This is a genomic window from Butyrivibrio sp. XB500-5, assembly GCF_003625505.1.
GTDB lineage: Bacteria > Bacillota > Clostridia > Lachnospirales > Lachnospiraceae > Butyrivibrio.
Genome location: NZ_RAIS01000005.1, coordinates 274,721 through 301,539 on the forward strand (window position 1 = coordinate 274,721; position 26,819 = coordinate 301,539).

The following is a 26,819-nucleotide window of genomic DNA, read 5'->3' on the forward strand; positions in this document are numbered from 1 at the left end:
ATCATTTGCAGTTTCATCGGAATAATTCGCTATCTCTAGGCGGCAATGATATTCCGGTTGTCGGTAGCGTCCCAATAAATGTAAGCCTTTCGTAAATATCTCCGAAATATTCCGCCTCAGTATCTCCGGCGCCCTGAGTCTTTTTCATTTCCTCATCCTTAAGACCTTCGAATGAGTTACCTACGGCCTTATTCATCTCTTCCTTTGCCATAGTTTCTCCTTTCCCTTGTCAGACCATCCTTAATCGCTCACTGCTTTTTTCACTTATCAACCAAATATTTTTTGTGTAAGATTCAAAAATGCATCTAACGACAGTGGTGAGGGTGGCATAATCGCAGTTTTGAGTAGATCAAGAGTCTCAGCATCAGTATCTCCGGCACCCTGAGTCTTTTTCATTTCTTCATCCTTAAGATCTTCAAATGAATCGCCGACTGCTTTGTTGTTCTTATTGGCCATAATATTTCCTCCTTATAACCAATCAATGTTTTTTACCCATATTCAATTTTGTCTTGGATACGACGTTCCGGCGGACACTGCTCCTGAAACCACGCTTACTATAGCAACACTTACGGTTTCTGCCTCAGTGTCTCCTGCGCCTTGCGCTGCCGCCATCTGTTCGACATCAAGTTCTTCGAAGGAATCTCCGAGTGCTTTTTCAAGCTTATTTCGGGCCATGGCGTCCCTCCTTTCATTTTTATTTGTTAGCTAACTATCTATCGCAACCGTTTTTTAACACTTAAGTCCGTGTGTCAACAAAACAGGTAGCGTCACTGCTGAAGGCGCTGTAAATTCAGGCTGTATATATAATGTCTTGATTGCACCTTCGTCTTCAATTTCTCCCGATCCCTGTGCCATCCTCATTTCATCGAGAGTCAATTCTTCATATGCTTCTCCTACAAACTTGTTCGCTCTCATATTTTCTCCTTTTCTAAAGCTAATATTTACTACACCGTAAATCGACTTATTTTTACCAGTTACCTTTATGTCTATTGACATCTTTATGTTATCAGCCGGTCTATCGATATTTCGCTTTTGTAATTAACGGTATGAAAATCGGAACCAACTGTATTTTTTTATTTGTTTGTACTGATAAGCGAGATATTATCAATCGTTTCATCTGTCGAATCATCTGTTTCAAATCCGAATGAAACGGATTTTCCGGGAGCTATATTTTGATTACTTCCTTCATTAAGAATCGAATAATAATCATCGTCATGTTCTTCTATTGATGCTCCCCATATCTTGTCGATGTTTCCGGAATAAGTGAATTCAATCTTCCAATCGGATATAGGGTGGTCAGACTTGTTTGTAATTGTCATATAGGCAACAAATCCATCTTCCCATCTGGTTGTGACCTCAAGATCGGCACTGTAATCTTCAGGCTTTACCATGTTTCTGTCATTCACAATCAAAACTTCATTAGGCAAAGCTATTTTGTCTTTGGATGGATTCTTTGCAATAAACCCAAAGCTTACCGATTCTCCAACAGGAATATCCTGGTTGTAATCCGCATGAGTGACTATTATTTCATCTCCGTCTTTAATATATTTAGCATCCCATATATGTGTAATCTCATCCTTAAGATCCATAGCGATCTCCCACTTATGGATATCACTTGATGTATTATTGGTGAGTGTAACGTTCACATAGTACCTGTCTTCATCCTCTTCAGTGATCGTATATTCAGCTGCAATATTATGACTTTGATAACTCCTTGATCTGTCACTTTCTTGCACTACTTCCCCGCGATAAACAGAGTCCAATTCTTTTATCGATCTGTATATATTTATCTCTCCGTTACCGAATTGAGTATCTTTTCCTTCAGGTCCGACATCTTTACATCCGGCGGTCAAAAGAACCAATGCATCATCTTTTCTGAAATGCGGATATTTCTCTTTTCCATATGCATAGACATCAGCAAAGCTCGCTGTTGCTACTGCAGATGATAAACTCGTACCCATCTCCAAAGAATATCCATGAGGAAGGATTCCATCGTACATATTGTCCATATATGTGGGATAAGCAACAAATATAGCTGCCTTCACACCGGGAAGATCCTCTCTGGTAACATTCTCTCCCCCGGGTGCACAGAAATCCACACATGAGCCATAACAGCTATATGATGCTAATGTCCCTTTCCATACGGAAGATACTGTATTAACACCTTCTATCGCTCCCGGAAGATGCAGAACTTTTTCTTCTTCAAATTTTTTATCAAGATCTTCGCCTTTATTTCCGGAAGATGCAAAAACAGTTACATTGTTATTCAATGCATATCTGACAGCTCTCTTGTATGTAGCTGTCAAAATGCGCTCCTCATTGTTATCAATGCATTTAAATGTTCCAAGGCTAAGATTTAATACATCATTACCGTCATTAACCGCATCTATTATTGCAGCGATAGTCCATATTGATTCGCCATCTACTGCACCCAACACTTTATATGGTGTTATGATCGCATCCGGTGCAATCTGTGCTATGATTCCGGCCGTTTCTGTTCCGTGCCCCTTATAATCATTAATAGAATCATCGTCCTTCACATAGGATTTAGCATGTTTAAGATCAAGCTTTCCCGAAAACACCGGATGATCCGGATCAACTCCACTGTCTATATGCGCGATCCTTACATTTTTTCCCGTTGTATACTCAAATGACTTTTCATCTTCTGTAACTTCATCCACATGCCAGTTCTGTTTATTGTACGGATCGTCTGCCAGAACTTTCATGAGTTCTTCAGTGGATTCCGATGAAATGTCAGATTCCCCCGGCTTATCCACCGGTTCCTCAGCTCCTTCAAGCTTTGGAAGATCACCCGCAACTTCTATCTGATCATGAATGCTTTTATCCTGAATGATCTTATCTACATCAACTGTTTCCGGATAAACCAAATGCATCAGATTAATTTCTTCATAAACATCTACTTCTATGTTTTTGTCTTTCCTAAGGATGTTCTCTTTAACCTCTTTGATATTCGCGTTTTCTTTTAGCAGAACATCAATTGTTTGCTCCTTCTCCCCGGCAGCTTTCGCACTTATCTGAAAACTGCCAAGTAAAACAAATGCAGGAAGAAGGGCAACAAGAGGTTTCCTTATAAAAAAGGCTCTCTTGTGTCGATTTTTCATGTTTAATCCTCTTTCCAACTGTGCGTATTACGCAGTCTTAGGTTGCTTTCTGTAAAGTTTCGCATAATGTCCGTTCTTCGCCAGAAGTTCTTCGTGATTTCCTTCTTCCACAATTCTTCCCTTATCCATAACGATAATTCTGTCAAAATCTCTGATTGTAGAAAGTCTGTGTGCCACCACCACAAGCGTGGACTTCATATGGAAAAGATGATCCATGACAATCTTTTCCGAAGTATTGTCAAGCGCGCTGGTAGGTTCATCAAGAAATACTATCTGAGGATTTGAAATGATCGTTCTGGCAATAGCGATCTTCTGCCTCTGTCCACCTGACAGATTCTGACCACTTTCAGAAATTCTGGTTTCAAGTCCAAGCGGGAAGCTACTCACCAATCCATTTAGATTAGTTGCATCTATTACCTTATTAATCTCCTCATCAGTGAAATTTCTTCCCATTGTGATGTTCTCTCTGATGCTTCCGCTAAATAGCATACTTTCCTGAAGAACGATTCCAACCTTTTCTCTTAATTTGTGTATATTCAAATCTCTGACATCTTTATTCTCATAAAGGACGCGTCCCTTGGATGTAGGATAAAGGCTTGCCATAACCTTAAGCATTGTTGACTTGCCGGAACCACTGCTTCCGACTATCGCCACCTTTTCGTTAGGCTTGATCTTTAAGGAAATGTCAGATATGGAATAGTCAGAAAACAAGCTGTACCTGTACGAAACATCTTCCATTCTTACTTCTCTGCACTGTTCGGCGGGAAGCTCTTTTCCCTCTGTTTCCGTCTCATTTGGAGTATCCATTATGTCTAGCAATCTTTCCATGTATATTTTGACCATAACTATCTGGCCATATGAAGCCATGATTGAAATAATAGGACCAAGGAAAGCCGCTCCTATAGCATTAAAAGCAACTATATCTCCGGTTGTAATTACTCCATCCATTGCCAACGCCTGACCACCAATAAAAATACATAATGGATAGAAAATCTGAATAGTTTGCGTCGCGTTAGCCAAAAAAGATTGATACTTTGAACGAGATATCTCTAGACCAATCTGCTTATCAAAGTTTTCTTTCCACTTTTCAAACAGATTCTTTTGAGCATTGGTAGACTTAACCGTAAAGATATTATTTACCATCTCATTTATCATGTCCTGTGACTTGGTCGTAACTACCATCTCATTCTGTGCGATCTTCCTGTTTAATTTGGTATTCATATACGATACAAAACAAAGCAAGGCTGCAATAAAGAGCGTAAATACCGCAAGGACCGGACTGATACACAGCATTGTTCCCAAATATAGGAAGAAGAAAATAATATCTATTACAAGCGCTATCATCTGATCTATGATGACCTGCCTGATATATGTGTTTGAATTAATCCTATATACAAGTTCTCCCTTACTTCTGTTAACGAAGTAGGAATACGGAAGATCCAAAAGCTGTTTTATAGTATCTCCCAAAAAGCCCTTATCAAATGCCGTTTGAAGCTTTGTTATCACTCGCGTTCGTATCAGATTAAAAACATAATAATTTGCAATCAATCCAAAGCAGGCAATAAACAACACTCCCAACGTCGGGAACCTGGTTTCTTCTATTCCATCAACAAGATTTTTCATCGCCATAGGAACAACCAAACTCATACACTGCATCACCAATGAAAAGATCAATGTCGTCATCAATAACTTTCTGTTCTTTTTGGCATTTTCCACAAGCGCCGGATGGAGCTTAGGCATCTGAAAATGCCTCTGACTCTCAACTTCGGAATAAAGAACTATATTAGAAAAATGTTCACCGAATTCATCCGTACTTATTGTCTTCTTTCCCGATGCAGGGTCTACCAGTGAGATAGACTTATTATTCACCTTCTCAACCACTACAAAGTGCTTTCTGTCCCAAAAGGCTATGAAAGGCTTTGGCACAGCCTTAAGTGATTCAATACCGATCTTGATTGCTCTTGATAACACTCCGTTTTCTTTTAATACTTGTTGAATCTGTAAAAGGTTATATCCACCGTTTGGAACACCATATCGTTCTCGCATCCCCGATAGTTTTGTTTTGTCTACAAAGTAATCAATCATCATCGAGGCACATGCAAGTCCGCATTCAGAGTGTTCACATTGTTGTTGAAATCTTACTCTCAAACCACTACCTCCTCGCATTTATATTTTTCTTTTAAATAATCTTCAAATGTGTCAAAATTTATCATTCCGGTATTGTTCCAATATTCGTATTCTTCATATTTAGGCATCGCTTCATCTTTCATCAATTGTTCCCTGTATTTGAGAAATCCCGGTCTTGTATATTTGAATACCATTTCAATATCTTCGTTTGAATCATGCGGAATAAACGCATACTTCCTTATTCGGCTTGCAATCTCCGAAGATACTTCTTCCATCCACTCTTCATTCTTAAGCTGATCCGGCTCCTGTGCGGCATTAGAGCCTGCGATAACATTTCCGCCCATATGGGTGATGAGTTTACTAAGTGGACTTATCACCGTACCGTGTCCGTTGCTGCAGCATGTGCTTAATATCACAACAGGCTTACCCTGGAGGCGAAACGTATGCGCCCACCACGACAGCTTATCGATTATCAACTTAAGATCAGCCGTCATATAATGCATGTAAACAGGTGATGCAATAATAAAAACATCCGATTCCAATATCTTTTTTTGTAATTTCTCAAGATCATCATCACTTACACATTTCGTATTCAAGAAACACTTAGAGCAGCCCAAACACGGAGCTATCTTATAATCCTGAGGATGTGCATATTCAACTTCAAATACATCTTCATCAAGTCTTTCCGTTATTCTTTTGATAAAGGTTGCTGTATTTCCTTTCTTTTGCCTACTTCCGTTAAGTACAAAAATCTTTTTCATATATAGCTACCTCGTTTCCGTTTACTCACCCATCTCCAGCAGCAATACATTGTCTATATCAAGCGCCGCGTACAGATATGACCAGGCAACTCCGGATATTCCTTCAAACATGCCGATACTTTCAATGTCACTCACTTTAGCGACTCTGTATCCGCTATAAAGTGAATTCATATACATGTCGGACATCCACTTCTTGAGATAGTCCATCCATTTTTCATCATGCGTATACTCATATAGCATTTTCAGAGTAGTTACTATTCCTCCGGTTCCTTGACAGAGCGCATCGGATCCGAGCGATTCATTAAGTAGCGTTTCAAATCGTTTGATCAGAGTGTTTAACTGCCTCTTATTAACAACGCGACTATCGATACGATTCATTGCAATTCTTGCCTGGATCATACCGGGATAACCTTCGTTCCATTTAAAAGCATTCTCGGGACTAACTTCCTGATTAAACTCATGATCCAGAAGCTTTTTTACTTCCTTTGAATCGTACTTTCCGCCGGATACCAGGCCATACATCATTCCGCTTATACCATGCGCAATTCCTGCTTTTGAGTTTCCGCTCACATATTCCTTATTAACCTCATCTGTAAGCAGATTTATATATTTATCAAGTGTGTCTTCTGTCAGTTTGAGACCGGGAAAATAGCTCCTGATCAAATTTAATATCCTGACTATTCCCGAAATACCTCTTACATAATCGTGATGCTCATACTCTTCCAGCTCTTCTTTGGTTAATTTATTAAAGATCTTGACCACTTTTTTCAGAAACTCTCTATCTCTGACCCGCCTTAAATATTTCTTTTCCAAAAGCATCGGATAGATCAATGAAAGCCTCCCGGAAAACGCACTTGAAATATCCGAATTACCGGCTATTTTTATTGCCGATCCCATTACCATATGGTAAAAATCAATATACTTCTTATCTTTTGTTGCTCGATACAATTCCAGGAACAATACTGCAATTCCGCCAAATCCTCCATATAGATTTACGTTACACGGATGCAATTCCCAATGATCGTTATCATTTCTGTCAAGAGATGCAAACGAGCATTCATTATTTTTTACATAAGCTTTATTTATAAGCTCATCAGCAAGTCTTTTGGCTTGAGCGAGATAATCGATTTTCTTTGCTTCCTGTATGATCCCCGTCCGTCCGATTTCTCTGTTGAGATACGGATCGACAATTCCAAGAGAAAGCATCATGATTGTCTTCTGAAGTCTTATCTCCTTGTCGCTAAGATGCATGAGTTTTCTACGCGCAAGCTCATAACCTGATTTATCCAAAAAATGAAAATATATTTTTCCATGACTGTCTATGACATCTTTTGAATCTGTTTTTGCAAAAAAGATCGGTATATCATTAAACAGCAAGTCATTCACTTCACTTTTTATGATCCTCTTATCTACGTACGGATATGCCCAGATATTCATCATGAGTCTTTCCCTATACTTCATATCCTCGTTATAGTTGGGATGATCTGCATAGCGGATCATTGATGCATATCTTTCCGTCGATTTAAAAAGTGCTCTTACTTGTTTGCCTTTAAACGCCTCAAGTTCTTTAAGCGCAGCGTTCTTATTTTCAAGGATAAACTGCATAAACTGATCAAATGCTTCAATGATCACAAGGCTATACTTTGAAACATCAACGTCTTTCTCCTCATCATACTGTGGAATATTGTCTCCTCCGGTAAAATATCCCTTTACGTTTTCATAATGAAAATTTGAGGTATCCATATTTTTCGGTGCAAGGATCTTATTCGAAGCTTCTCCGCCTTTTCCGTTGAGAGCACTCATATTGACATCCTTATCCGTACCAACGTGTACCTGTCTCGGAAGCAGCATTGAAGCAGCCACCGACTCAACTTCCAATCTCTTGGTCATATCAAAAGTTGCCGAATCTTCCATCACTTTTGTGGGAACCTGGAAAAGAGTCTCCATATCAATGATGACCGGATATTCTCCGTTCGCTATTAAGTTTTCAAGGTGAAGATCATTTATATTAAACAGATAGCAGAGAGCCACCAGATATCCGTATCTGGTATAGAATCTTTCAACTTCCTCCTCTGATCTGCAGTATTTCTTTTCTATAAATTCGTTATACGCATACGTTTCCTTATAGATTCCCTTAGGGATCTTAACTTCAAGCATTCCGGATGCCTTGGTATACCAATCCACAAACGATTCAAACGCCTGATTTATCCTAAGATCCTTGGGTTTATATACAAGCTTCTTATCATCAAACTTAAGTATGGAAACGGAGTTACCCTGCGCATGGGAATCCCCTGTAGATAACTTAATATCCGTTAATGTAAGCTTCTTACTTCCAATGAATTTCTCAACTTCCTTATGATCTTTATCAAGGTGTTCAAGAATATTCGTGTAGTTTTTTATCATAAAAAGAGTTCTTACGGTAGCAACCCTTGCTGCTACCGGATAACTCTCATAAAACGAGATAAAATCTTCTTTCTTTCCGAAAGAATTCTTCAAAAACTCCGTGAACTGCTTCTTTTCATTTCTTGCTCTGAACTTATGATGTTCCTTATATATTGCAAGTCTTAAAGCTGTTAGCTTTCCAAACACCATAAACATCTCTGTCACATGGCTCTGAATAAACGCTTGTATCGTTTTTTCACTCACCTTTACATGCTTAAGGTTTTTAACAGCCTCATTTAATTTCTTTCTCAGATAAAGAGTAAACGGAATACCCGTAAGTCCGATTCCTGCTGCCGTATCAATCATTTCATCTTTAAAGCCGTCCATGATCTCAGTGAACGTGTCGAACCACTCATCGCCTTCCTGCTTCTTGATATCGACTTCAGGTTGAAGTGCATAAGCGAATTCTTCTTCTGTCATATTGTTCTCTTTGAGCATTTCATTGAACGGTTTGTCTTTTAACAATGTCCTTACATCACGCCACTCTTTTAAATAGCTGTAATCGACATCATTATGTCCGTTATAGCTACGGCGCTTTTCTTCAATTGTTCTTGCTCTTCCGATCATTTCATTCATAATTATCTAACCAACCCTTCCTCAATCAGTTATTGATAATAGTTTCCTGCATTTATTTTTAAAGGCGATCAACACTTGCATCACCTGATGTACATATGTTATCAATCTGCAGCTGCCAATAACCCGTATCGGAGTTAACGAAAACAAAAAAGGAACCAACTGCATTTTTTTGCAGTTGGTTCCCTGACGGTATGTCGGTTACTTATTATGGTCTTATTTTCTTATAGAATAACAAAAAGCAGGATACCGATGCCTGCCATTTTTTGGTGCCATCGGTATCCCGCCTTCCCCGGTCCATAACAGTTCAATCACATACCAAATGGTGGAGTAATAATAGTCATAATACCAGGACATACACAGCTCAAAGAAGCCATCAAAGCTGAAACATGAATTATAATACTCATTTTATCTCACCCTCCTTTTTTTGTTAATCGGTTCCTGCATTACTTTTTACAACCATATAATACCAAAAACTGTTCGCAATATCGTTTGTGAGAACGAATTGCGTCGTATTTGGAATTAACTGTATTATTAAACCGTCAACATCAAAGTAGCTATAGCTGTAAACATTTTATTCTCACAAGAAATCTTTAAGTTTCCATCATACTTTCGTGTGACCCTCTCGATATTCGAAAGGCCAAATCCATGTGCTTCTTTATTATTCTTTGTAGTCTCAATCCTATTCCCTCTAATAACTACATCGTCTATACAGGAATTCTTTACAGACAAAATCCATATGTTTTTCTTTAATATAGACTGAATATCTATCTTTTTTTCTCCCTTTGCTCTCACAGCTGCTTCAATAGCATTATCCAGAAGATTGGAGATAAGTATCACAAGATTTACATCCTCTACCTTATTAACCGGGATGCATCCTTCCATAGTCATAGTTATGCCCTTCTTCGAAGCAAGTTTTCCTTTATACTCAAGCAATGCATCTGCGATAAAGTTTCCGGTATCAAATTCTTTTTCTTTTGTTATTTCCATCGTCTCCTGCATTTTACTGATGTATTCAGACGCTTGATCATATTTTCTCTCAGCTATAAGAGAATGAAGTGCCAACAATAAATTTTTCGTATCATGCCTAAATCTTCTAAGTTCCGTATTCTTCTCATGCATCTCAATGTACGACGCAGCTATCTGTTTCATTGGTTCCTTCAGATTACCGATCATAGCATTCATAGATGTATTCTGATTTCGAACCGTATTTATATGTGGTATCAATATCATCATTAGTACAATTGACGCAACACTAAATACTTTTAGTATCAGTCTAATATTATCCATTTGAACTAATACCACCTCTATATAAGTACACGAAAATGTTAATAGGAATACTATAATATACTCTTTGATAGTCAACTTAGTAAACCAGGCTTTAAAATAGCTATAATGCTTTTTATATATTAAAACATTAAATAAAATAAGCGTTGTCAGCCCCACAACAATCCGTGAGACATTTCCGCCGGAACCATCATATAATCCAACAATCGAATCATTGATAAATAAACTGAGATTAATAGAAATAACATCAAAAAGATTTTCATAAAATGGGATTATTATTAATAACTCTAGATTAAACCCATATTTTGCCATAAAAAACGGAATAAGCCTTCCCAGCGTCAATATATACACTGTAAACCTTATCGCCATATCGTTTTGATCCCAAGACAAAATGATATTCGCAGGAGCGGAAATCAGTGAAATGATCAGATAAAGCATTATCCATATCCAATTACTGTTCCTCCACTTTGTTTTTTGAAACTCAAAGAATTTGTCAAGTATAATCCAAAAGACAATAAAATTAATCAATGCGCTAAACGCATTTATCCCCAGCATCAGTCCTAAACCATCCATTTATCTTATACCCCCTCATTTACAAGATATTCAGAATAAATAGTATTAAACTCTTTGTATTTGAGTCTGCTTATAAGAACTTTATCCCCCGTACTCATAGTGACTTCGTCATGATTATACGAATCCACTTGCGCCAGATTAATTAAAAATGATTTGTAAACTCTGTAGAATTTTTGGGATGAAAGACGCTCCTCAATAGCACCGAGTGTCTCATGACACTCCATGTTTTCACGTCCGTCGCAGAAATGTAAGATACAGTTTTTGCCCATACCTTCAACATAAGAAATTATGCTTTCTTTGAAAAAATGATTTTCACCGTCAAGTCTGATCTTAAGTACATTGTCTTTTTCCATTGCTTGCAAGAAAGCATCCAGAACATCATAGAACTTATTATCATCTATCGGTTTTGTCAGAAACCGAAACGTTCCGACTTCAAAAGAATCAAATACAATTGAGGGATAGCTTGTCACAAAAACAATGACGGAATTCTTATCCTGCTCACGTATTTTCTTTGCAGTGACAAGGCCATTGTCACCATTATTTTCAAACTCATAATCCATAAAGATCAGATCATAATTTTCACCGGATTCGAGTAGCTTATCGCCTGAGTCATACTCATTAATTGAATAATCAAAATCTTTTTTGACTGAATAATTCAGAATTCGCTTTTTGACCTCTCCACGCATAAACTCTGAATCATCGCATACTGCAATTTTAACCATTTACTCTCTCCTCATAGTTTATGAATATTAAGTTGTATAGAAAAAAGCAAGGTGCCTTCCCCAAGCTACCTTGCTTATATTATGCCAAAAATCACACAAAATTTCAAATGTTATGCAACACGTGTTTTGTATTCGTGTTAAAATATGTGTCCCCCATTTATGATTGGCTTATTTTTACCGCATTATCCAATATTTGCAAGCCTTCCTCGGAAGGACTTCCGACCGTGAATGTTGCTATGTATCCATCCTTTAACAGTGCAATTGCTTTAACATGATAATCCCCGGACTGATTATTTCCTTTTAACACAAGAGCATAATGCTCTTCTCCGAGAAAATTCGTAGTCTCGACTGCAGCATCAATATCACTGTAACCGATACCTTCAAATTCATTGATCGTCATTTGCTTGCTTCCCTCAACTACAGCCCTTTCATTAAATACCGCTGTAGTCATCTTGCCGGCTGATGATAAAGATACATTAAAAGTTGTGCCGTCATCTTTTGCCGCGTAAGCCACTATTGAACTTCGGCTGATTTCCATAGCCTCTTTAACCGTCTCGTTACTTGTATATGCGCTGGCTACATCATTTATTTCCGCAAGCTCATCATTATCAAAAAAACGCATGTCGTCAGGAATACTGATCTTTACATTAAAAAAGGCGTTTTCGTATGTATTTTCCTTGATCACACCGGGTGTGAAATCCTTATCTGATTCAGTTTCTACGCTCAAGTTTTCAGTGGCGGAATCTCCCGTATTACTCCCTTGAGCTGCATATTCTATTGGAGATTTATCACCGCAACCAACAGTTACAAGTGTAATTGCAACAGTGAAGATTGCTACTAAATTTTTTATCCTCATATCTGTCTCCTCTCCCATTTATCAAGTGCTCAAATCAAGCTTATACAAAATATGCCTGTTCTAAACATAAAAGGAACGAAAGACATCATTTGAGGAATGAACGACATTGTTATTACAGTTCACTCTATAATCTTGTTACTTAACAACCGTAAAGTTGATCACTTCCGCGTTAAAGTAATTCTCCCAATATTTATTGTACTCAGCTTCTCCGCCGGTAAATTCCACGGTATCATCAAAGTTGTTGGTCTTTCTCGTAATTCCCGAGTAACTTGCATTGCCGGCCTCATCATATATTTCACTGATGTTGTCTTTCAGCATAACTCCCGTTCCTTCGGGATTGAAAAAATACACTTCGTAAGAATGCGGGTTACAACCATAAATCAAACCGTCCGAGGCCGCCAAAGGATAACCTGTTCCGGCGGAACCCACATAACCAAGGCTCCTGATCTCTCCGTTAACCTCTCCGTACAAAGTCGCTCCGATCGAAGCATTGGTCTTATCATCATTCTTATAGACATAGTCCGTTACCGCAAGCACATCGCCCTCGTGTCCTATGACCTTGAGATACGCATAGCCCTGACCCTCGGTGAGATAAGAAATCACCTCGTCAAAGCTTTCAAAAGTTTCCTTCTGCGCAGCCTGCTGTACAAAATCATCAAGCAAAACCGTATCGCCCGGATACATCGCCTCCGCAACAGCCTGAATGTCGAAGCCATCAAGATCCTTAGCTACAGTAGAAAGACTGTACGCGATACCGATCTCGATATCGTACCAAGTGCAAAGATCCGCGCACTCATCGCCCACATATCTGTAGAACTTCGCCTCCATGTTTCCGCCGCCCCATCCGGCGAGCTTGCCCTCATCTGTCGAAGTCCACTCATAATTCATTCCCGAAATATCGGCATACTCTTCAGCTCCGTACTCCACTCTGGCAGTGAAATTATTCCCATCCAGATCAAAAGTTACCTGATAAAGATGGTACTCACTCCCCTCAATATCCATCGTGCTGCAAACTACATTTGTAGCACCTTCCGGAATTTTAAAGTAGCTTTCCGTAATATATCCGACCTCTTCCTCGGTAGCATCTCTCCAAGGATTTGCAAGCTGAGTTCCCGCATTCTCCGATTTCTCATTTGTACTCTCAGAAACTTCGCCGTTATCGGAAACCGCAGAGCTTCCGGAAGAAGCCGCACCGGCACCGTCCGAGCCGTTTCCGCATCCCGTCATCAGCAGCATAGCTGCCATTGTCAAAAGAGCTGTCGTCTTACAAAATATATTTTTTCTCATAATATTTCCTCACTTTATCTTTTACTCAACCGCTGTAAAAACTACAACTTCCGATTCAAAATAACTATTGCTGAACTGTTCAAACTCCTCTTGCCCACCGTTAAACTCAGTATATTCATCGGTGGCGCGCTCTCTGTAGCTTCCGAAGTACTGCCCGGGAGTCACATCCGATTGATAAAAATGCTCTTTCGTAACCAGCGCCTTCGATTCCGGATTTATAAAATACACATTATAGTTGTAATCGTCATAGGTATAAAGTGAATCACCCGAAACCGCAAGCGGATAGTCTTTATCAGTGCCTGCGATACTGCATTGATTTATGTATACATCTCCGGATTTTGAATAGACTGAAGCCTGATTTGAAGTAATGACACCCTTGTAAGGATAAATGATATCCGTGATCAAAAGCATATCCTCGTCACAACCGTCCAGCCTAACATAAGCATATCCCTGTCCCTTGGTAAGATAAGAAATAATCTCATCAAAACTCTCAAACTCCGTCTTACCTGCTGCCTTCTGCACAAAATCCGCCGGTAAAGGCACATCCTCTTCAGGCTCTGCTTCTGTTTCGTCAGGTGTCTCTCCTTCTTCCTCATACTCCTCTTCGGATTCTTCAGATTCTTCAGAGTTATCGTCACCACCGTTTAATACGATAGTGTTCGGATCGTCAATCGTCACCCTGTCATTTGGTTCCTGCGGATTGCCCACGCAACCCGTCAATATAAGAATCGTCGCTATTATCAAAAGAGCTCTCGCCCTATTTATAATATCCTTTCTCATTACTCTTTCCTTTCATATTACAATCAAAACAAAATCACTGTTCCTTCCCCAAAGAACAATGCTTACAAACAAAAAAGTGCACGGAAGAATATACTTCCATGCACTAGTATATCATATTCGGATGAATATTACAAATTAGTTAAACTTTCTTAAGATATTTGCAAGAATTGCTCCCGAGATATTATGCCATACAGAGAAGATGGCTCCCGGAACAGTTGCCATTGCAAGATCGGGGAAAGCTGTAGTTGCCAATGATGTGGCAAGTCCCGAATTCTGCATACCGATCTCAACAGAAAGAGCTTTCTTTTTGGACACAGGGAGTTTAAGAAGAACTCCGAGGAAATATCCAAGAAGATATCCAAGCAGATTATGAAGAATAACAACTACAAATACGATGGCACCTGTAGTAAGAATTCTCTCTGCGTTATGAGATACAACTGCCGCAACGATAAGAGTGATCGCAACAACCGATACAACCGGCAATATTGTAACCACCTTCTCCGTTACTTTTCCAAAGAACTTATTGATGATAAGTCCGAGTGCGATCGGTATGATAACAACCTTGATGATCGAGATAAACATGCTCTTTACGTCAACGGATACCGTTGTTCTAAGAAGCATATATGTGATAGCCGGTGTGAGGAACGGTGCAAGAAGTGTGTTGACACTTGTCATTCCAACAGAAAGAGCAACATCACCCTTACTAAGATATGTGATAACGTTACTTGCTGTTCCACCGGGGCATGTTCCTACAAGGATAACACCTGCAAGAAGACCAACCTCAAGACCGAAGATCTTACCAAGCGCAAATGCCAAAAGAGGCATTATCGTGAACTGCGCAAGAGCACCTATCAGGATCTCTTTAGGTCTTTTAAACACAAGCGCAAAATCCACAGGCTTAAGAGTAAGTCCCATTCCGAACATAACAAGCATCAACAGATAATTGATCCAGCTCGTCTGAATCCAGAGACAGCTCTGTGGCACAAAGAGCGCCAGCACCGCAACAACAAGTACAATGATAGCCATGTACTTTCCCACAAAATCACTTACTTTTTTCATACTACAAAAAACCCTCCTAACATATTGGATAAAACCTGTATTACCCAATATCATAGCCCTCACCGGAAGGTATTTCAAGGACGATCGAATTTAATTTTTGTGGGATTGATCTTAGTGTCTTTTATAAACCACTAACCTTATCCGCCGAGACCGTATCATTTCTCAGGCGCGCGGAACTCAACAATCTTAGCCTTATCCCTAAGATTCTGGATCTTATCTATAAGTGTCTGGTCATTTGTAAATTCAACTCTCTTACTCTGATCATTTGACTCATTGTAATAGCCCCAACCACTGCTATATTCAAGGTAATCCTTATGCACGACATCCATGCCGTCCTTTGATACAAGGTATGATTCAAGACCATCACGTTTTCCTGTTGCGAAAATAATACCATTATCAGTTATACTTATATCTCCGCCAGATCCTTCAGGGTTAAGACGACCGATACATCTTACTACACCGCCGACCTCTGTATAGAACATTGCATCACTGCAATAATTCTTCGCCTTATCATCTGAATACTCAGTATCGCGAGTGTATACGTCTTTGGCATTTGCTACCAAAAGAACTGTTCCCTGATAGCCTTTACTGTAAATATATGCGACCTTCTTGTCGCTTCCTAAAGATTTCTCAAAAGATTTAAGGTCCTTATACTTGGTAACCTCTTTACAATCTTCTGTTCCGGTTAAACTGGAAGCATCATTCTGCTTCATCACAACAGCGGTAGTCTCAACTACACCAACTGCCTGTGAACCGATCATAGTTGCCACTCCAAGAGCTCCAACAGTCAAAAGACCTGTCGCAAGCTTTAATACTCTATTTTTCATATCATATACTCCTTTTCCTTTTTATAAGCGTTTGTAAAAACAATGCATGGAGCACGCATTCAGCAGCACTCCATGCATTGCCTCAAGGTGAACTTTTAACCCTGTTCCGGGGAATTACTCTTTATTACTTTGTGCCTCTTGTGAATACTATATCCTTTTCATTATTAAAGAAATTTCTCTGCAATGCATCAAGCTCCAAGGAACTTGCTGTGCGATATTCCTGAGGCGAAGTATTGTTCTTTCTGAAATATGCTGTTTTACAATATTCTCCTTCTCCACGCTCAACATAATCCTTATGCTCAAGCTTTGTTCCGTCCGGTGATAAGAAATAAGTTTCATAAGTGTAATTTGCACATGCTAAGATAATACCGCTACCGTTTATCATTCTATACTTTGCAGTAAGTGTTCCGGCAAAATATACCTTATCTTCTCCATCCTTTTTTGTGTAGAATGACATTGCTCTCGCTCCGCCACCACTTATATCATCTATTACCGCGATGACAGCAACTTTGGCACCCTGAACATTAAGATAAGCATATCCCTGATTCTTAGTAACAGACTGCTCTACCTCTTTAAGATTTTTGAACTTTGTAAGAGTTCCTGTCTGTGCACTAGCTGACAACGCAGACTCGTTCTCCTCCATAGGTACATCAACAGACTCTGTATCAACAGATAATTCTGCAGCAGGTGCCTCTGCCTCAGGCTCAGCAACCTCTGTAGCGGGAGCCTCTGTCTCCACACCTGTTGTCTCAGGAGCCTCTGCTCCGGTTGTCTGTGCGCTACCACAACCTGTCATTGCAACCATTCCTGCAAAGATAAGTCCTGTAGCAAGCTGTACGCCTCTCTTCTTCATATTCAATTTCTCCTTTCCTTATATAAGACTTTTTATAAAAAAACAAGGAGCATGCACACACATACTCCATGCATTTTATCATATATATCACTTATTTGTTTCCCCATTGGTATTATAACCGTCATATAAGTGATGGAAAGTCAAAAGTCTCTTTACGTGTAACATAGTAACATATATCCGCACGTTCGTCCAGTAAAAAGAAGCAGAAACTCATCGATAAAATCAAGTTTCCGCTTCCAAACGTGCTTTTTAAATGTTACCCCTTGCTTTATTATTGTTATTTCACTTTAAATGAAATAGGCTCAACATTTCCAAACAATGTTTTTTCAAGATTACCATAATCCTTTTGTGTACCTGCAAAAGTAACCTTGGGGCTGTTTAAATCCTTAGCTCTGGTATATCCGGTGTAAATCTGGCTTTTTCCATCATCAGAATTAACAAAGCTGATACTATCCTTAGCTTCGAGTTTCTTTCCGTCAGCTGATATCATAAATGATTCAAATGAGTATGTAGTACGAGCCACGATCACTCCGTTACCGGATATTTTGATCACCTGAGAAGTTGCTCCGGTATTGATCTCTCCAACGTATACGACCGGTCCTCCGTCCTTTTGAACATACACCTTCGCCTGACTAGCTCTGTTATTATCATTCTCCATAGGATGGTCAGCTACCAGTAAAGCTTCTCCCTGCAAGCCCTTGAGATAAACATACTTATATCCCTGGCCTTTTTTTACCGGAATATCACCGAGATCATCCGCATCTTTCACGATAGTTCCTGCACTACTCGCATTTAATACACCTTCACGCGCAGCGTTTTCCTTCATGACATATTCAACTGTCTCGACACTAGCAAGTCCGCTTACTGCCTGAACGCCTGTAAATCCTGTTACCGCAAATACTCCTGCTGCCATTACAGCTGCAGCCAACTTCATACTTTTTCTGATCATATCTTTTTCCCTCTTTCCCTTTTTTTATTATTTTACTGTGAATTTTACGTAGCCTTCCTCATGAGGAGCCTTTTTGCAATATTCCTGGAATTCTGCCAAAGTAAAGTCTCTCTCAACCGTTTTGTCTTTGTTTGTAGCTCTGGTATATCCCCAAGCTGTTTCCATAGTACTCTTGTCCACCTGGATGAAATCCTTATGCAATAACTCTGTTCCGTCCACTGAAAGGAAATATGTCTCATAATTATTTCCGGGTAAAACATAGATAACTCCGTTTTTGTCCATGTTGAAATAGTTCTTGGATACACCGGTCTTAAGTGATCCTGCGCAAACGATCTTACCGTTGGCGCTCTTTGTGTATATTGTTACATAACCGGCTACTGCCTTTCCGTCACGATAAACAATTCCGCTGCGATCCGCAAATGCATCATCAGAAGGTGCTACCGCAAGAGCTTTTTCAGGATATCCGGCAATCTTTACATACGCATATCCCCAGCCCTCGTCCAAAGATTTCACTATCTCATCAAGGCTCTTATACTTTGTAACCGATCCAACCTCACCGGCATCTCCGCTCTCTGAAAGTCCTGAACCCTCGTTCTCCTCCATAGTTTTCTCAACAGCCGTAATCGTTCCGCCTAAGATTGACTGCACTCCTGCAAATCCTGTCAGTGCCATCATCCCTGCTGCAAAAAGTGCTGCTACCGCCTGTGTTTTCATCTTCATATTCTCTCTCCTTTTATATTAATTTGCCTTTTTAACTTTGATGGTTTTTGTGTCTATTGAATCATAAAGGGCAACAAAATCACGTTCACCACCCTTGAATTTTGTTTCACCGGCAGATGTATTTCCGGGTCTAAAATATCCCCAAAAACTTTCACCATCGCCATAAGTTGCTTGAACATAATCCTTATGCACAAGTTCGCTTCCATCCGATGACAACATATAAGTTTCGAAAGTATAATTGGAACTTGCGTAAACAACACCATCTTTAGTTATCGCTATAGGATACATTGGTCCTCCGGAATAAAGAGTTCCGGCATTAATTACAGTTCCGGACTTATTCTCCGTATAGAAAGTCGCGCATGTTGTTTCATAATAGCCATCTTCAGGATTAAACATCCCCTTACCATCCCTACGATGTGCTACAACAAGCACGTCTCCACTGTAGCCGGCAACCTTAGTATACGTATATCCCTCGTCTGAATTCAGAGATTTTACGACGGCGTCAAGGCTCTTGAACTTCGTAGTAGTACCGATTTCTTTAGCATTGCCGCTCTTAGACAAGGCGCTGTCAACTAAGTTCGATTCCATCTTCTTATCAACAGTTTCGATCGAACAGACGCCCATGACTGACTGTGCACCCGCAAGTCCTGTAACAGCTATCATCCCCGCTGTGAAAAGGCCTGCCAGTACCTGAGTACCTCTTCTTCTCATGTTTCTTTCTCCTTTCCGTTTTATAACCGTCATAAAAAAGAAAGGAAGTCTAAAAAAACCAAAGTCTCTTTCCCGATGCAAGTATAACATCATATCACTTGATCTGTCCAGACAAAAAGGGCGGAAACTCCGCATGGTTGCTGAGTTTCCGCCCTTTGGCAATTCTTATTTTTGTTAGCAAAAACCTATCTTTTCAGATCATTTTACCTTAGTAAAATTGAGCTTTTTTGCTTTCTTATATTTACTAAAGTGATCGCCGTAATCTTTCTGCACGAGCTCTTTTCCGTTACTTGCAACAGAATATGTTAAGCAGTTTCTGGGTTTGCAAATATAAAGCTCTCCATCAATGACCGCAATAGGACTTGACGTTCCTGTAGGAAGAGTCTCACCAAGCTTTGTAACCTTACCGTCTAGCTTACCGTATATAGTTACACTTAATGCGCAGATTCCGTAATCGGGATCGTCATACACTTTATCCGCTACAGCAAGAAGCTTACCGTTAAAACCTTTAAGCTCAACAAGTGCATATCCCTGACCCTTCTTAAGAGATCTGATGGTCTCATCATAATCACTCTTAGTTGCCTTCTTGGTAACAGTTCCTGATTTGGCAAAAGATATTGCAGCTGCCTGTCTCGGCTCAAGAACTTTTGACACGCCCGCTTCAGCCCCGGTAAAGGCCCTGAGTGATTCGGGGGCGTATTCCATCTGGATGATATATGCCGCCAGAGCGAAAAGATTCAGTGCAAGTAATCCTACAAATACCGATGCTACCTTTGCTAATTTTTTCTTCATGTTTTTTCTCCTTTCCTTTTAACTATAACCGTTAAAACATGGAAGCCATAAAGCCCCATGGGTCTAAGTATATCATCATTATCTTTTATCCGTCCAGACATAGAAAGGCGGAAACTCTGCGCCACTGCTGAGTTTCCGCCTTTTGTTATAACTCTTTTTTAATTAAAAAGTACTTCTATCAGGTGTTTTCATCGATATAAACGCCGACTCTGTTCTGAATAATCTTTGCAACTTCTTCTGCAGTCTTTTCCCCTTTGAAATATGCCGAAGCCTCTTCCATAATAATATTTGAAATCTGCATGTTAACGCTTGCAAATGTATCTATTGCAACTACATAATCATAAAACTTCTTAACATCATCTTCTGATAAAGGATCTAATTTTATATCCTCGAAGGTCACAGGATCATATGTGTTTGCAAAAGTATCATTATCACTTGCTTCCTTGGTGGCTGACTGAAGCTGCTCTTCAAATACGGATTTTACCGGAGAAAAGCCGCCTGTTGATTGTGTATTTGCAGTCATCATATCTCTGATAAGATCGTAAATAACATCCATATGCTCTGTCTTACTGTTTATAGCAAATGAAGGCCCCTGGATCGCAGCCAGATTCTTTCCGAGATTATTGGGACATCCCACCATCTCAATATCACCATGAAATATAACCTGCTTAAGCTTAGCGTATTCCCATATATTTCTGAATCCCAAGCCGTAAAATATTGCATCTCCCGTGGTGTATGGCGCATCGATATCATAATCATTAACTACATCAACCGGTTCTTCATCGGGGAAGTTATTTGTAAATTTCAAAAACTCAACGAATTCCGGTGTATCAAAGTTGCACTTCTTGCTCTTGATATCGAGGAATTCTTTTCCGTAATATACCCAAAAATATGAGCAGACACTCATTCTTGTGTTTAGTGAACCAAACGCGGCTTTATAATCCGTTCCTCTGCTTTTTATAAGCTCATCACAGTCCTTGTATGACAAAGATGTTTTACCGTTTGCATCTTCTGCTCTGACCACATATGTAATGGGCTCAAACGTAGGGATGAATGTATAAGTCTTGCCGTTATAATTCATCATCTCTTTGATGTTGGGAAGTATCTCAAGATCTCCCAAAGGTCCGCCTTGCTCAAAAGCAGGTGCAAGATCAAGCAGTATACCCTTATTGGCGTACTTTTCTATAGCAGATTCATTTCCGGAAAAGCACATGATATCGGCCACTTTTCCGGCAGTAAGGTCAAGGTTAAACTGCTTAATAATGTCTTCGTAGTTGCCATTACCAAGCTCACTGTAATCAATTATCTTTATAGCATACTTATCGTTTGTTCTGTTGAATTCCAAAATCTGATCTTTAATTTGTTTCTCCAGATACAGAGCAGATAATGTAATTATGGTTTTATCTTTCACATCCTCAGGATTTACCTTGGTAAGCTTTACAAGCGAATCGGGTGCATTATAATCCGCACTGGTATCCGCAAGAATCTCTTTTTCATTTAAGGCAATAAATCCTACTTGTGACATCACTTGATCGGAACTGATGTATGAGTCTGTGTAATCAAGCACTTTATCAGCCGTGTCGGATTGCTCGTTATATTTATAAACTCCGTCTGAATCCGCCCCATATAATGTGTTGTTTTCATCCTTAAAGAAGGTATAGTATCCGTGTGACTCAAAACCGCCGAGTTTCTTTTCTACTTTATTGTTTTCAGCGTTAACTATAACGAATGATTGATCATAACTTTTTTCATCAAAATAATTTACAAACAGCTTATTATCCGCAAGTTCGAGAACATTCGTAATTCCGCCCATGCCGCTTAAAGCTTTTTTGTCTACTATCACTTTAAATCCGGACTGCTCGTCAAAAGTCGCAAGGCCATCCAACATAGCGCATACAAGGCCGTGTTTCTCGGTCCATGTCATAGTTCTGAGATATTCCCAATTTTTCTCAAGTTCTTCTGTTATATCATATTTGTAAACAACCTCTCCCGAAGGAGTAACCTTTTCAAGAAATGAGCCTGTTACTCCATCATCGCTGCATTCTCTGTATACCATATAGGCATTTCCGTCATTATCGAAAGTGCATGTAGTTATATAATCATCTTTCTGTCCTCCGATATCTGCGGACTGAACATCAGATCCGTCCGTATTAAATGAAATGTACTTAAATGTACCTTCTGCGCTATGGCAGATTGACACTATTCTGTCGCCGTTACGTCCGAGGGTAGTCACCTTATCGCCATCATTAAGGACCTTGGCAAAATCTTCCTGTTTGTAAATGTAGTTCTTATCAATTGTCTTGGCTTCCTCAAAAGCCGATGCAGAATCAATCTTTTTACCGCATCCGGTAAAAGCTGTCATTCCAAGTGTCAATGTAAGAAGAATACATGTCACTTTCCCTATGACACTTCGTGTCTTAATATTTCTTTCCTTTTTCATTTTTCTCTCCTTTTATAAAAATTCCCCGACTTAATCCAGATTGAGCTTTTTACTTGTAATGTTTACGGTAGCAACAAAGAATATTGCTATAAATACTATTGAGCAAACAAGGTTCTGTATGCAAAAAAGATCCTCATATCCCCAAAAGTGATCGCCGCGATGTGCCACGCTCATGCCTAAATTCTTCAAATAAATGAACATCAAAGTAAAACCTAATACTGTAAAGCAAAGTATCGTTCCGATCGTACTGTGATTGCGCCACAGATTTCCGATGCATATGCTAAAGATCAGTGCCATAACCCCTGCGATGCCCATGAGAAACATAACAAAAAGTAGGTATATTATCGTAAGCGCCGCTTTCGGATCTATGCCTTCGTTAATGACATGCATGATCGATTCAGGCGTAAGTGCCACCAAAGAGATGAACGCCGATGCGCAAAAAATTGTCGCCCATATTAAGGTAACAATGATCTTAGAGGAAACGATCACTTTGTTTTTTGCCGGAAAAGTATATGTCAGGTATGCTTCGTTTGTATAAAGACTCTTGCAGTAGTATTTTGAGATCATGTGCAGAGGTGCGATCACACATAGTACCATCAATCCCAATAGTTCAATCAGTGCATATTCTGTATCTTGAGACCAATGTTGCAATATGCTGCACACTATCCCCAACAGTATGGTTATACCGCACAGTAATGCCATTACCGGCGCTGTCTTTTTAAAGTCGTATTTAATAAGTTTTCCTAACATCTGAACACCTCCCTGAACAATTCATCAACCGACATTCCTTCCTCAGCTCTTATGTCATCAATAGGCTTAAAGAGCTTGATACTGCCGTTCTGTAAGAAAATAGCTTCATCCAACACAGGCTCGACTTCGGAAATGAGGTGAGTTGCGATTATCATCGAAGCTGTAGGTTCATAGTTACTTATAATGGTTCGTAAAATGTAATCCCTTGCTGCGGGATCTACGCCTGCGATAGGCTCATCAAGAATGTAGAGCTTGGCTCTGCGGCTCATCACAAGCATCAATTGTACTTTTTCTTGGTTACCCTTTGAAAGAGTCTTGAGCTTGGCATTCGGATCAAGATTAAGACTTGAAATCATCTCCATCGCTCTGTCCTCTTCAAAGTCTTCATAAAAGTACTTGAACATCTCAACTATGGCTTTAATTGTCATATCCCCGTCAAGGTAAGTTTGATCCGGCAGATAGGATATTACCGCTCTGCTGTCTGCCGTTCCTGCGGGATTACCGTCAACAAGTACTGTTCCGCTGTTAGCCTGCAACAATCCGCATATTATCTTAATAAGCGTTGTCTTTCCGCTTCCGTTGGGACCAAGTAAACCGATTATGTGTCCCGGTTCGATCGAAAGACTTACATCATTCAATGCCGTAACTCTTCCATATGTCTTAGATAATCCCTGAATTTCTAAAAGATTATTCATACTTCTCTCCTTCTAAATAATTGTTGTTCAAATCATTTTTGTGCGTATTCTTTTACAAGTTCCATGATCTCTTCTCCCGTATATCCGAGCTTTTCCATGCTCTTGAAGAATTTTTCGATCTGTACGTCCACAAGTGACTTTCTTAAGTTTTTAATCATGTTATCGTCCTCCGTTATGAAACGGCCACTGGTTCTTTCTGAGTGAACTAGCCCCGTCGATTCCAGGTCACTGAGTGCCTTCTGCATTGTATTTGGGTTTACGCCGGCTTCGCCTGCGAGGTCGCGAACACTCGGCAGCTTATCTCCCGGTTTGTACTTACCCGAAACAATATCAATCTGTAGATGCTCAATAATCTGGACAAATATTGGGCTGTCCGAATTAAGGTTCCATGGCATAGTACTCTGTTCCTTTCTATATAAATTTTATTCTGTATTACTGTACTAATCACTTAGTACAATAATACAATAGTGCAATTTCAAAATCTTGTCAACACCTTTTTAATATTTAGTAATTAATCCGCAATAAAATATTGACCAACCTCATCTGCGCGATTATTGTATTAATAATAGTTATTTTTATAAGGAGAAGAGAAAATGTATAATCTGTTGGAAATACAAGGTTTATCTAAGAGATACGGCAACGTACAGGCTCTTTCAAACATCAACCTTTCCATCGGCTCCGGACATATAACGGGCCTGCTTGGACCAAACGGAAGCGGAAAGACAACTCTCATTAAGATCATATGCGGTCTTTTACAACCAACTTCCGGCACAGTGCTCATAGACGGTAATCCCGTCAGCCCTCAGAGTAAAGCAATCGTATCCTATCTTCCGGATACGACCTATCTTGATAACAGCATGACTGTTGAAGCCGCGATCGCCATGTTCATGGATTTTTACAGAGATTTCGACGCTAACAGAGCTTACGCGATGCTTTCGAATCTTAACATCAATCCCAAGCTCAAGATGAAGACTCTTTCAAAAGGAACCAAGGAAAAAGTTCAGCTCATCCTCGTAATGAGCAGAAGAGCCAGACTCTACGTCCTTGACGAGCCCATAGCAGGCGTTGATCCCGCCGCAAGAGATTACATTTTACATACTATAATTAACAACTACGATCCTTCCGCAACCATCCTCATCTCCACGCACCTTATAACCGACGTGGAACAGGTGCTTGATGAAGCCATCTTTTTACAGTACGGCAACATCAGACTTTATCAGCCCGTTGAAGCCTTAAGAATGCAAAGCGGCAAATCGGTTGATGAATTATTCAGGGAGGTGTACAGATGCTAGGAACACTTATCAAACACGAATTTAAGAATACATGGGTAATAATGTCGCTTATATGCGCGATCACTATCGCCATCGGACTTGTAGGCGGATTGTTCTTTAAATTTTTGGTTGCCTCGGAATCTTTGGAAGACGGTGTGGGTCAATTCCTTCTGGTTTTCGGAATACTGGGATTTGCCATGGTGCTCTCGGCACTTCACATGGCTTCGGTGATCTACCTCGTGGTACATTACTACAAGAGCCTTTACACCTCACAGGGATACCTGTCATTCACACTTCCCGCAAGCATCACCGAGGTTGTTTCTTCAAGAATGATAACAGGATGCGTATGGTCGGCACTCGTTTCTTTATCGATGGGGCTCTGCATTTTTTCAGCAGTTACTATCCCCGGAGGCCTTCCCTACGTAAAAGAATTTTTGGATGATCTCATGTCCGTTTCGGGAGATTATAATGTCTCAGTACTTGCACTCCAATGTGCTTTCGCTTGGATACTCAGAAGCTTCGCCACACTTATGACATACTTCTTCTGCATAAGCATCGGCCAGCTCTGGAGCAAACACAAGATCCTAGGCGCGGTACTTTGCTACTTCGCCACAAGCTTTGTTTTGATGATCATATCCTTTAGCCTTAACTACGGCAACTTGTTCTTCTCACCCGAATCACTCGGAGGATACGACGGCTTTAGCTACTTAACTGAAATGCTTGTAAAAACCGTAGTCTACTCAGTAACGCTGATCGCAGTCTTCTACGGTGCATCGATATTCACATCAAATAAACAGCTCAATCTGGATTGAGGATACAAAATGCCGGATCGTATGATCCGGCATTTTGTAATTAATCATTTGTTCTTATATTTTTGCAGCGGTAAGTTGTGTCTTCGCATCAGTAAGCTGTGTCTTGGTATCATCCTTTCCGTGTTCAGCAGGCATCTAGCTCGCTTTGTATGGTATTAGCTTCTTTGAGCCTTTTCGAGTTCGGCAATTTTTCTCTTTAATTCGGCGTTTTCGTCACGAAGTTCGGTGTTTTCATCGCACAGCTCAGAAATTTTAGATTCTTTCTGCGCAAGCTCGGGCTCGTATTTCTCTTCAGCATCGGTGTATCCTGCAGTATATTGAGAGTTCATCTGCTCTCTGTAACGGCGTTGGCCTTCTAAGATTTCTTTTGCTTGATTGTCATAATTAAGTTCAAAGATCAATGTTCCGAC

27 protein-coding genes are annotated in these 26,819 nt (G+C 39.9%); 2 read left to right on the forward strand and 25 right to left on the reverse strand.

The features are described from left to right. Window positions 1-13 precede the first annotated feature (13 nt). The 24 genes from D6856_RS10840 to D6856_RS10955 all read right to left on the reverse strand — a co-directional run bounded on the left by D6856_RS10840 (window position 14) and on the right by D6856_RS10955 (window position 24,721). Complete coding sequence (locus D6856_RS10840) at window positions 14-211, reverse strand: mersacidin family lantibiotic (RefSeq protein ID WP_120686899.1); 198 nt, start codon at window positions 209-211, stop codon at window positions 14-16. 56 nt (window positions 212-267) lie between these two features. Continuing rightward, window positions 268-456: a mersacidin family lantibiotic gene (locus D6856_RS10845; RefSeq protein ID WP_120686900.1), complete on the reverse strand. Its 189-nt coding sequence runs from the start codon at window positions 454-456 to the stop codon at window positions 268-270. 42 nt (window positions 457-498) lie between these two features. Beyond that, complete coding sequence (locus D6856_RS10850) at window positions 499-675, reverse strand: mersacidin family lantibiotic (RefSeq protein WP_120686901.1); 177 nt, start codon at window positions 673-675, stop codon at window positions 499-501. Between the two features lie 54 nt (window positions 676-729). After that, window positions 730-915 carry a hypothetical protein gene (locus tag D6856_RS10855; RefSeq protein ID WP_120658115.1) on the reverse strand — a complete coding sequence of 62 codons (186 nt, stop codon included), beginning with the start codon at window positions 913-915 and terminating at the stop codon, window positions 730-732. 158 nt (window positions 916-1,073) lie between these two features. Beyond that, window positions 1,074-3,122 (reverse strand): cellulose binding domain-containing protein, encoded by a 2,049-nt coding sequence (locus D6856_RS10860; protein ID WP_120686902.1) that lies wholly within the window; start codon window positions 3,120-3,122, stop codon window positions 1,074-1,076. Between the two features lie 27 nt (window positions 3,123-3,149). After that, on the reverse strand, window positions 3,150-5,270 hold the full coding sequence (locus D6856_RS10865; RefSeq protein ID WP_120686903.1) for a peptidase domain-containing ABC transporter: 2,121 nt from the start codon (window positions 5,268-5,270) through the stop codon (window positions 3,150-3,152). Further along, window positions 5,267-6,010, reverse strand: coding sequence for a flavodoxin family protein (locus tag D6856_RS10870; protein ID WP_120686904.1), 744 nt, complete (start codon window positions 6,008-6,010; stop codon window positions 5,267-5,269). Before D6856_RS10870 ends, D6856_RS10865 begins: the two co-directional genes overlap by 4 nt. Window positions 6,011-6,031: 21 nt before the next feature. Then, a complete protein-coding gene (gene lanM, locus D6856_RS10875) occupies window positions 6,032-9,028 on the reverse strand; it encodes a type 2 lanthipeptide synthetase LanM (RefSeq protein ID WP_120686905.1) in 2,997 nt (998 codons plus the stop codon). Between the two features lie 531 nt (window positions 9,029-9,559). Beyond that, window positions 9,560-10,885: a sensor histidine kinase gene (locus D6856_RS10880; protein ID WP_120686906.1), complete on the reverse strand. Its 1,326-nt coding sequence runs from the start codon at window positions 10,883-10,885 to the stop codon at window positions 9,560-9,562. Window positions 10,886-10,890: 5 nt separating this feature from the next. Beyond that, on the reverse strand, window positions 10,891-11,607 hold the full coding sequence (locus D6856_RS10885) for a LytR/AlgR family response regulator transcription factor (RefSeq protein WP_120686907.1): 717 nt from the start codon (window positions 11,605-11,607) through the stop codon (window positions 10,891-10,893). Window positions 11,608-11,764: 157 nt separating this feature from the next. Next, the gene (locus tag D6856_RS10890) at window positions 11,765-12,463 is read right to left on the reverse strand and encodes a hypothetical protein (RefSeq protein WP_120686908.1); all 699 of its coding nucleotides are present in this window, start codon (window positions 12,461-12,463) and stop codon (window positions 11,765-11,767) included. A 135-nt stretch (window positions 12,464-12,598) separates the two neighbouring features. Continuing rightward, window positions 12,599-13,750 (reverse strand): hypothetical protein, encoded by a 1,152-nt coding sequence (locus D6856_RS10895; RefSeq protein ID WP_120686909.1) that lies wholly within the window; start codon window positions 13,748-13,750, stop codon window positions 12,599-12,601. A 21-nt stretch (window positions 13,751-13,771) separates the two neighbouring features. Continuing rightward, a complete protein-coding gene (locus D6856_RS10900) occupies window positions 13,772-14,530 on the reverse strand; it encodes a hypothetical protein (RefSeq protein WP_120686910.1) in 759 nt (252 codons plus the stop codon). A 135-nt stretch (window positions 14,531-14,665) separates the two neighbouring features. Continuing rightward, window positions 14,666-15,589 (reverse strand): bile acid:sodium symporter family protein, encoded by a 924-nt coding sequence (locus D6856_RS10905; protein WP_120686911.1) that lies wholly within the window; start codon window positions 15,587-15,589, stop codon window positions 14,666-14,668. A 155-nt stretch (window positions 15,590-15,744) separates the two neighbouring features. Further along, window positions 15,745-16,416 (reverse strand): hypothetical protein, encoded by a 672-nt coding sequence (locus tag D6856_RS10910; RefSeq protein WP_120686912.1) that lies wholly within the window; start codon window positions 16,414-16,416, stop codon window positions 15,745-15,747. A gap of 124 nt (window positions 16,417-16,540) precedes the next feature. Then, a complete protein-coding gene (locus D6856_RS10915; protein WP_120686913.1) occupies window positions 16,541-17,269 on the reverse strand; it encodes a hypothetical protein in 729 nt (242 codons plus the stop codon). Window positions 17,270-17,546: 277 nt separating this feature from the next. Continuing rightward, complete coding sequence (locus D6856_RS10920; RefSeq protein ID WP_120686914.1) at window positions 17,547-18,218, reverse strand: hypothetical protein; 672 nt, start codon at window positions 18,216-18,218, stop codon at window positions 17,547-17,549. Window positions 18,219-18,245: 27 nt separating this feature from the next. Further along, window positions 18,246-18,938, reverse strand: a complete 693-nt coding sequence (locus D6856_RS10925; protein WP_120686915.1) for a hypothetical protein — start codon at window positions 18,936-18,938, stop codon at window positions 18,246-18,248. Window positions 18,939-18,956: 18 nt separating this feature from the next. Then, window positions 18,957-19,649: a hypothetical protein gene (locus D6856_RS10930; RefSeq protein ID WP_120686916.1), complete on the reverse strand. Its 693-nt coding sequence runs from the start codon at window positions 19,647-19,649 to the stop codon at window positions 18,957-18,959. Between the two features lie 198 nt (window positions 19,650-19,847). After that, entirely contained in the window at window positions 19,848-20,441 is a 594-nt protein-coding gene (locus D6856_RS10935; RefSeq protein WP_120686917.1) for a hypothetical protein, read from the reverse strand. Window positions 20,442-20,619: 178 nt separating this feature from the next. Beyond that, window positions 20,620-22,881 carry an extracellular solute-binding protein gene (locus tag D6856_RS10940; RefSeq protein WP_120686918.1) on the reverse strand — a complete coding sequence of 754 codons (2,262 nt, stop codon included), beginning with the start codon at window positions 22,879-22,881 and terminating at the stop codon, window positions 20,620-20,622. A gap of 30 nt (window positions 22,882-22,911) precedes the next feature. Continuing rightward, window positions 22,912-23,631 carry a hypothetical protein gene (locus D6856_RS10945; RefSeq protein WP_120686919.1) on the reverse strand — a complete coding sequence of 240 codons (720 nt, stop codon included), beginning with the start codon at window positions 23,629-23,631 and terminating at the stop codon, window positions 22,912-22,914. After that, window positions 23,625-24,326, reverse strand: a complete 702-nt coding sequence (locus D6856_RS10950; protein ID WP_120686920.1) for an ABC transporter ATP-binding protein — start codon at window positions 24,324-24,326, stop codon at window positions 23,625-23,627. The genes D6856_RS10945 and D6856_RS10950 overlap by 7 nt, the downstream gene beginning before the upstream one ends. 32 nt (window positions 24,327-24,358) lie before the next feature. Further along, a complete protein-coding gene (locus D6856_RS10955) occupies window positions 24,359-24,721 on the reverse strand; it encodes a GntR family transcriptional regulator (RefSeq protein ID WP_120686921.1) in 363 nt (120 codons plus the stop codon). A gap of 198 nt (window positions 24,722-24,919) precedes the next feature. On the opposite strand from D6856_RS10955, the gene D6856_RS10960 reads away from it, so the two are divergent. Together D6856_RS10960 and D6856_RS10965 are read left to right on the forward strand one after the other, a co-directional pair. Next, a complete protein-coding gene (locus tag D6856_RS10960) occupies window positions 24,920-25,618 on the forward strand; it encodes an ABC transporter ATP-binding protein (RefSeq protein ID WP_092249301.1) in 699 nt (232 codons plus the stop codon). Beyond that, window positions 25,612-26,409, forward strand: a complete 798-nt coding sequence (locus tag D6856_RS10965) for a hypothetical protein (RefSeq protein WP_120686922.1) — start codon at window positions 25,612-25,614, stop codon at window positions 26,407-26,409. The genes D6856_RS10960 and D6856_RS10965 overlap by 7 nt, the downstream gene beginning before the upstream one ends. Before the next feature lie 155 nt (window positions 26,410-26,564). Here the strand turns inward: D6856_RS10965 and D6856_RS15205 are convergent. Next, window positions 26,565-26,819, reverse strand: a 255-nt coding sequence (locus D6856_RS15205; RefSeq protein WP_199704147.1) for a hypothetical protein, incomplete at its 5' end; no start/stop codon positions are given.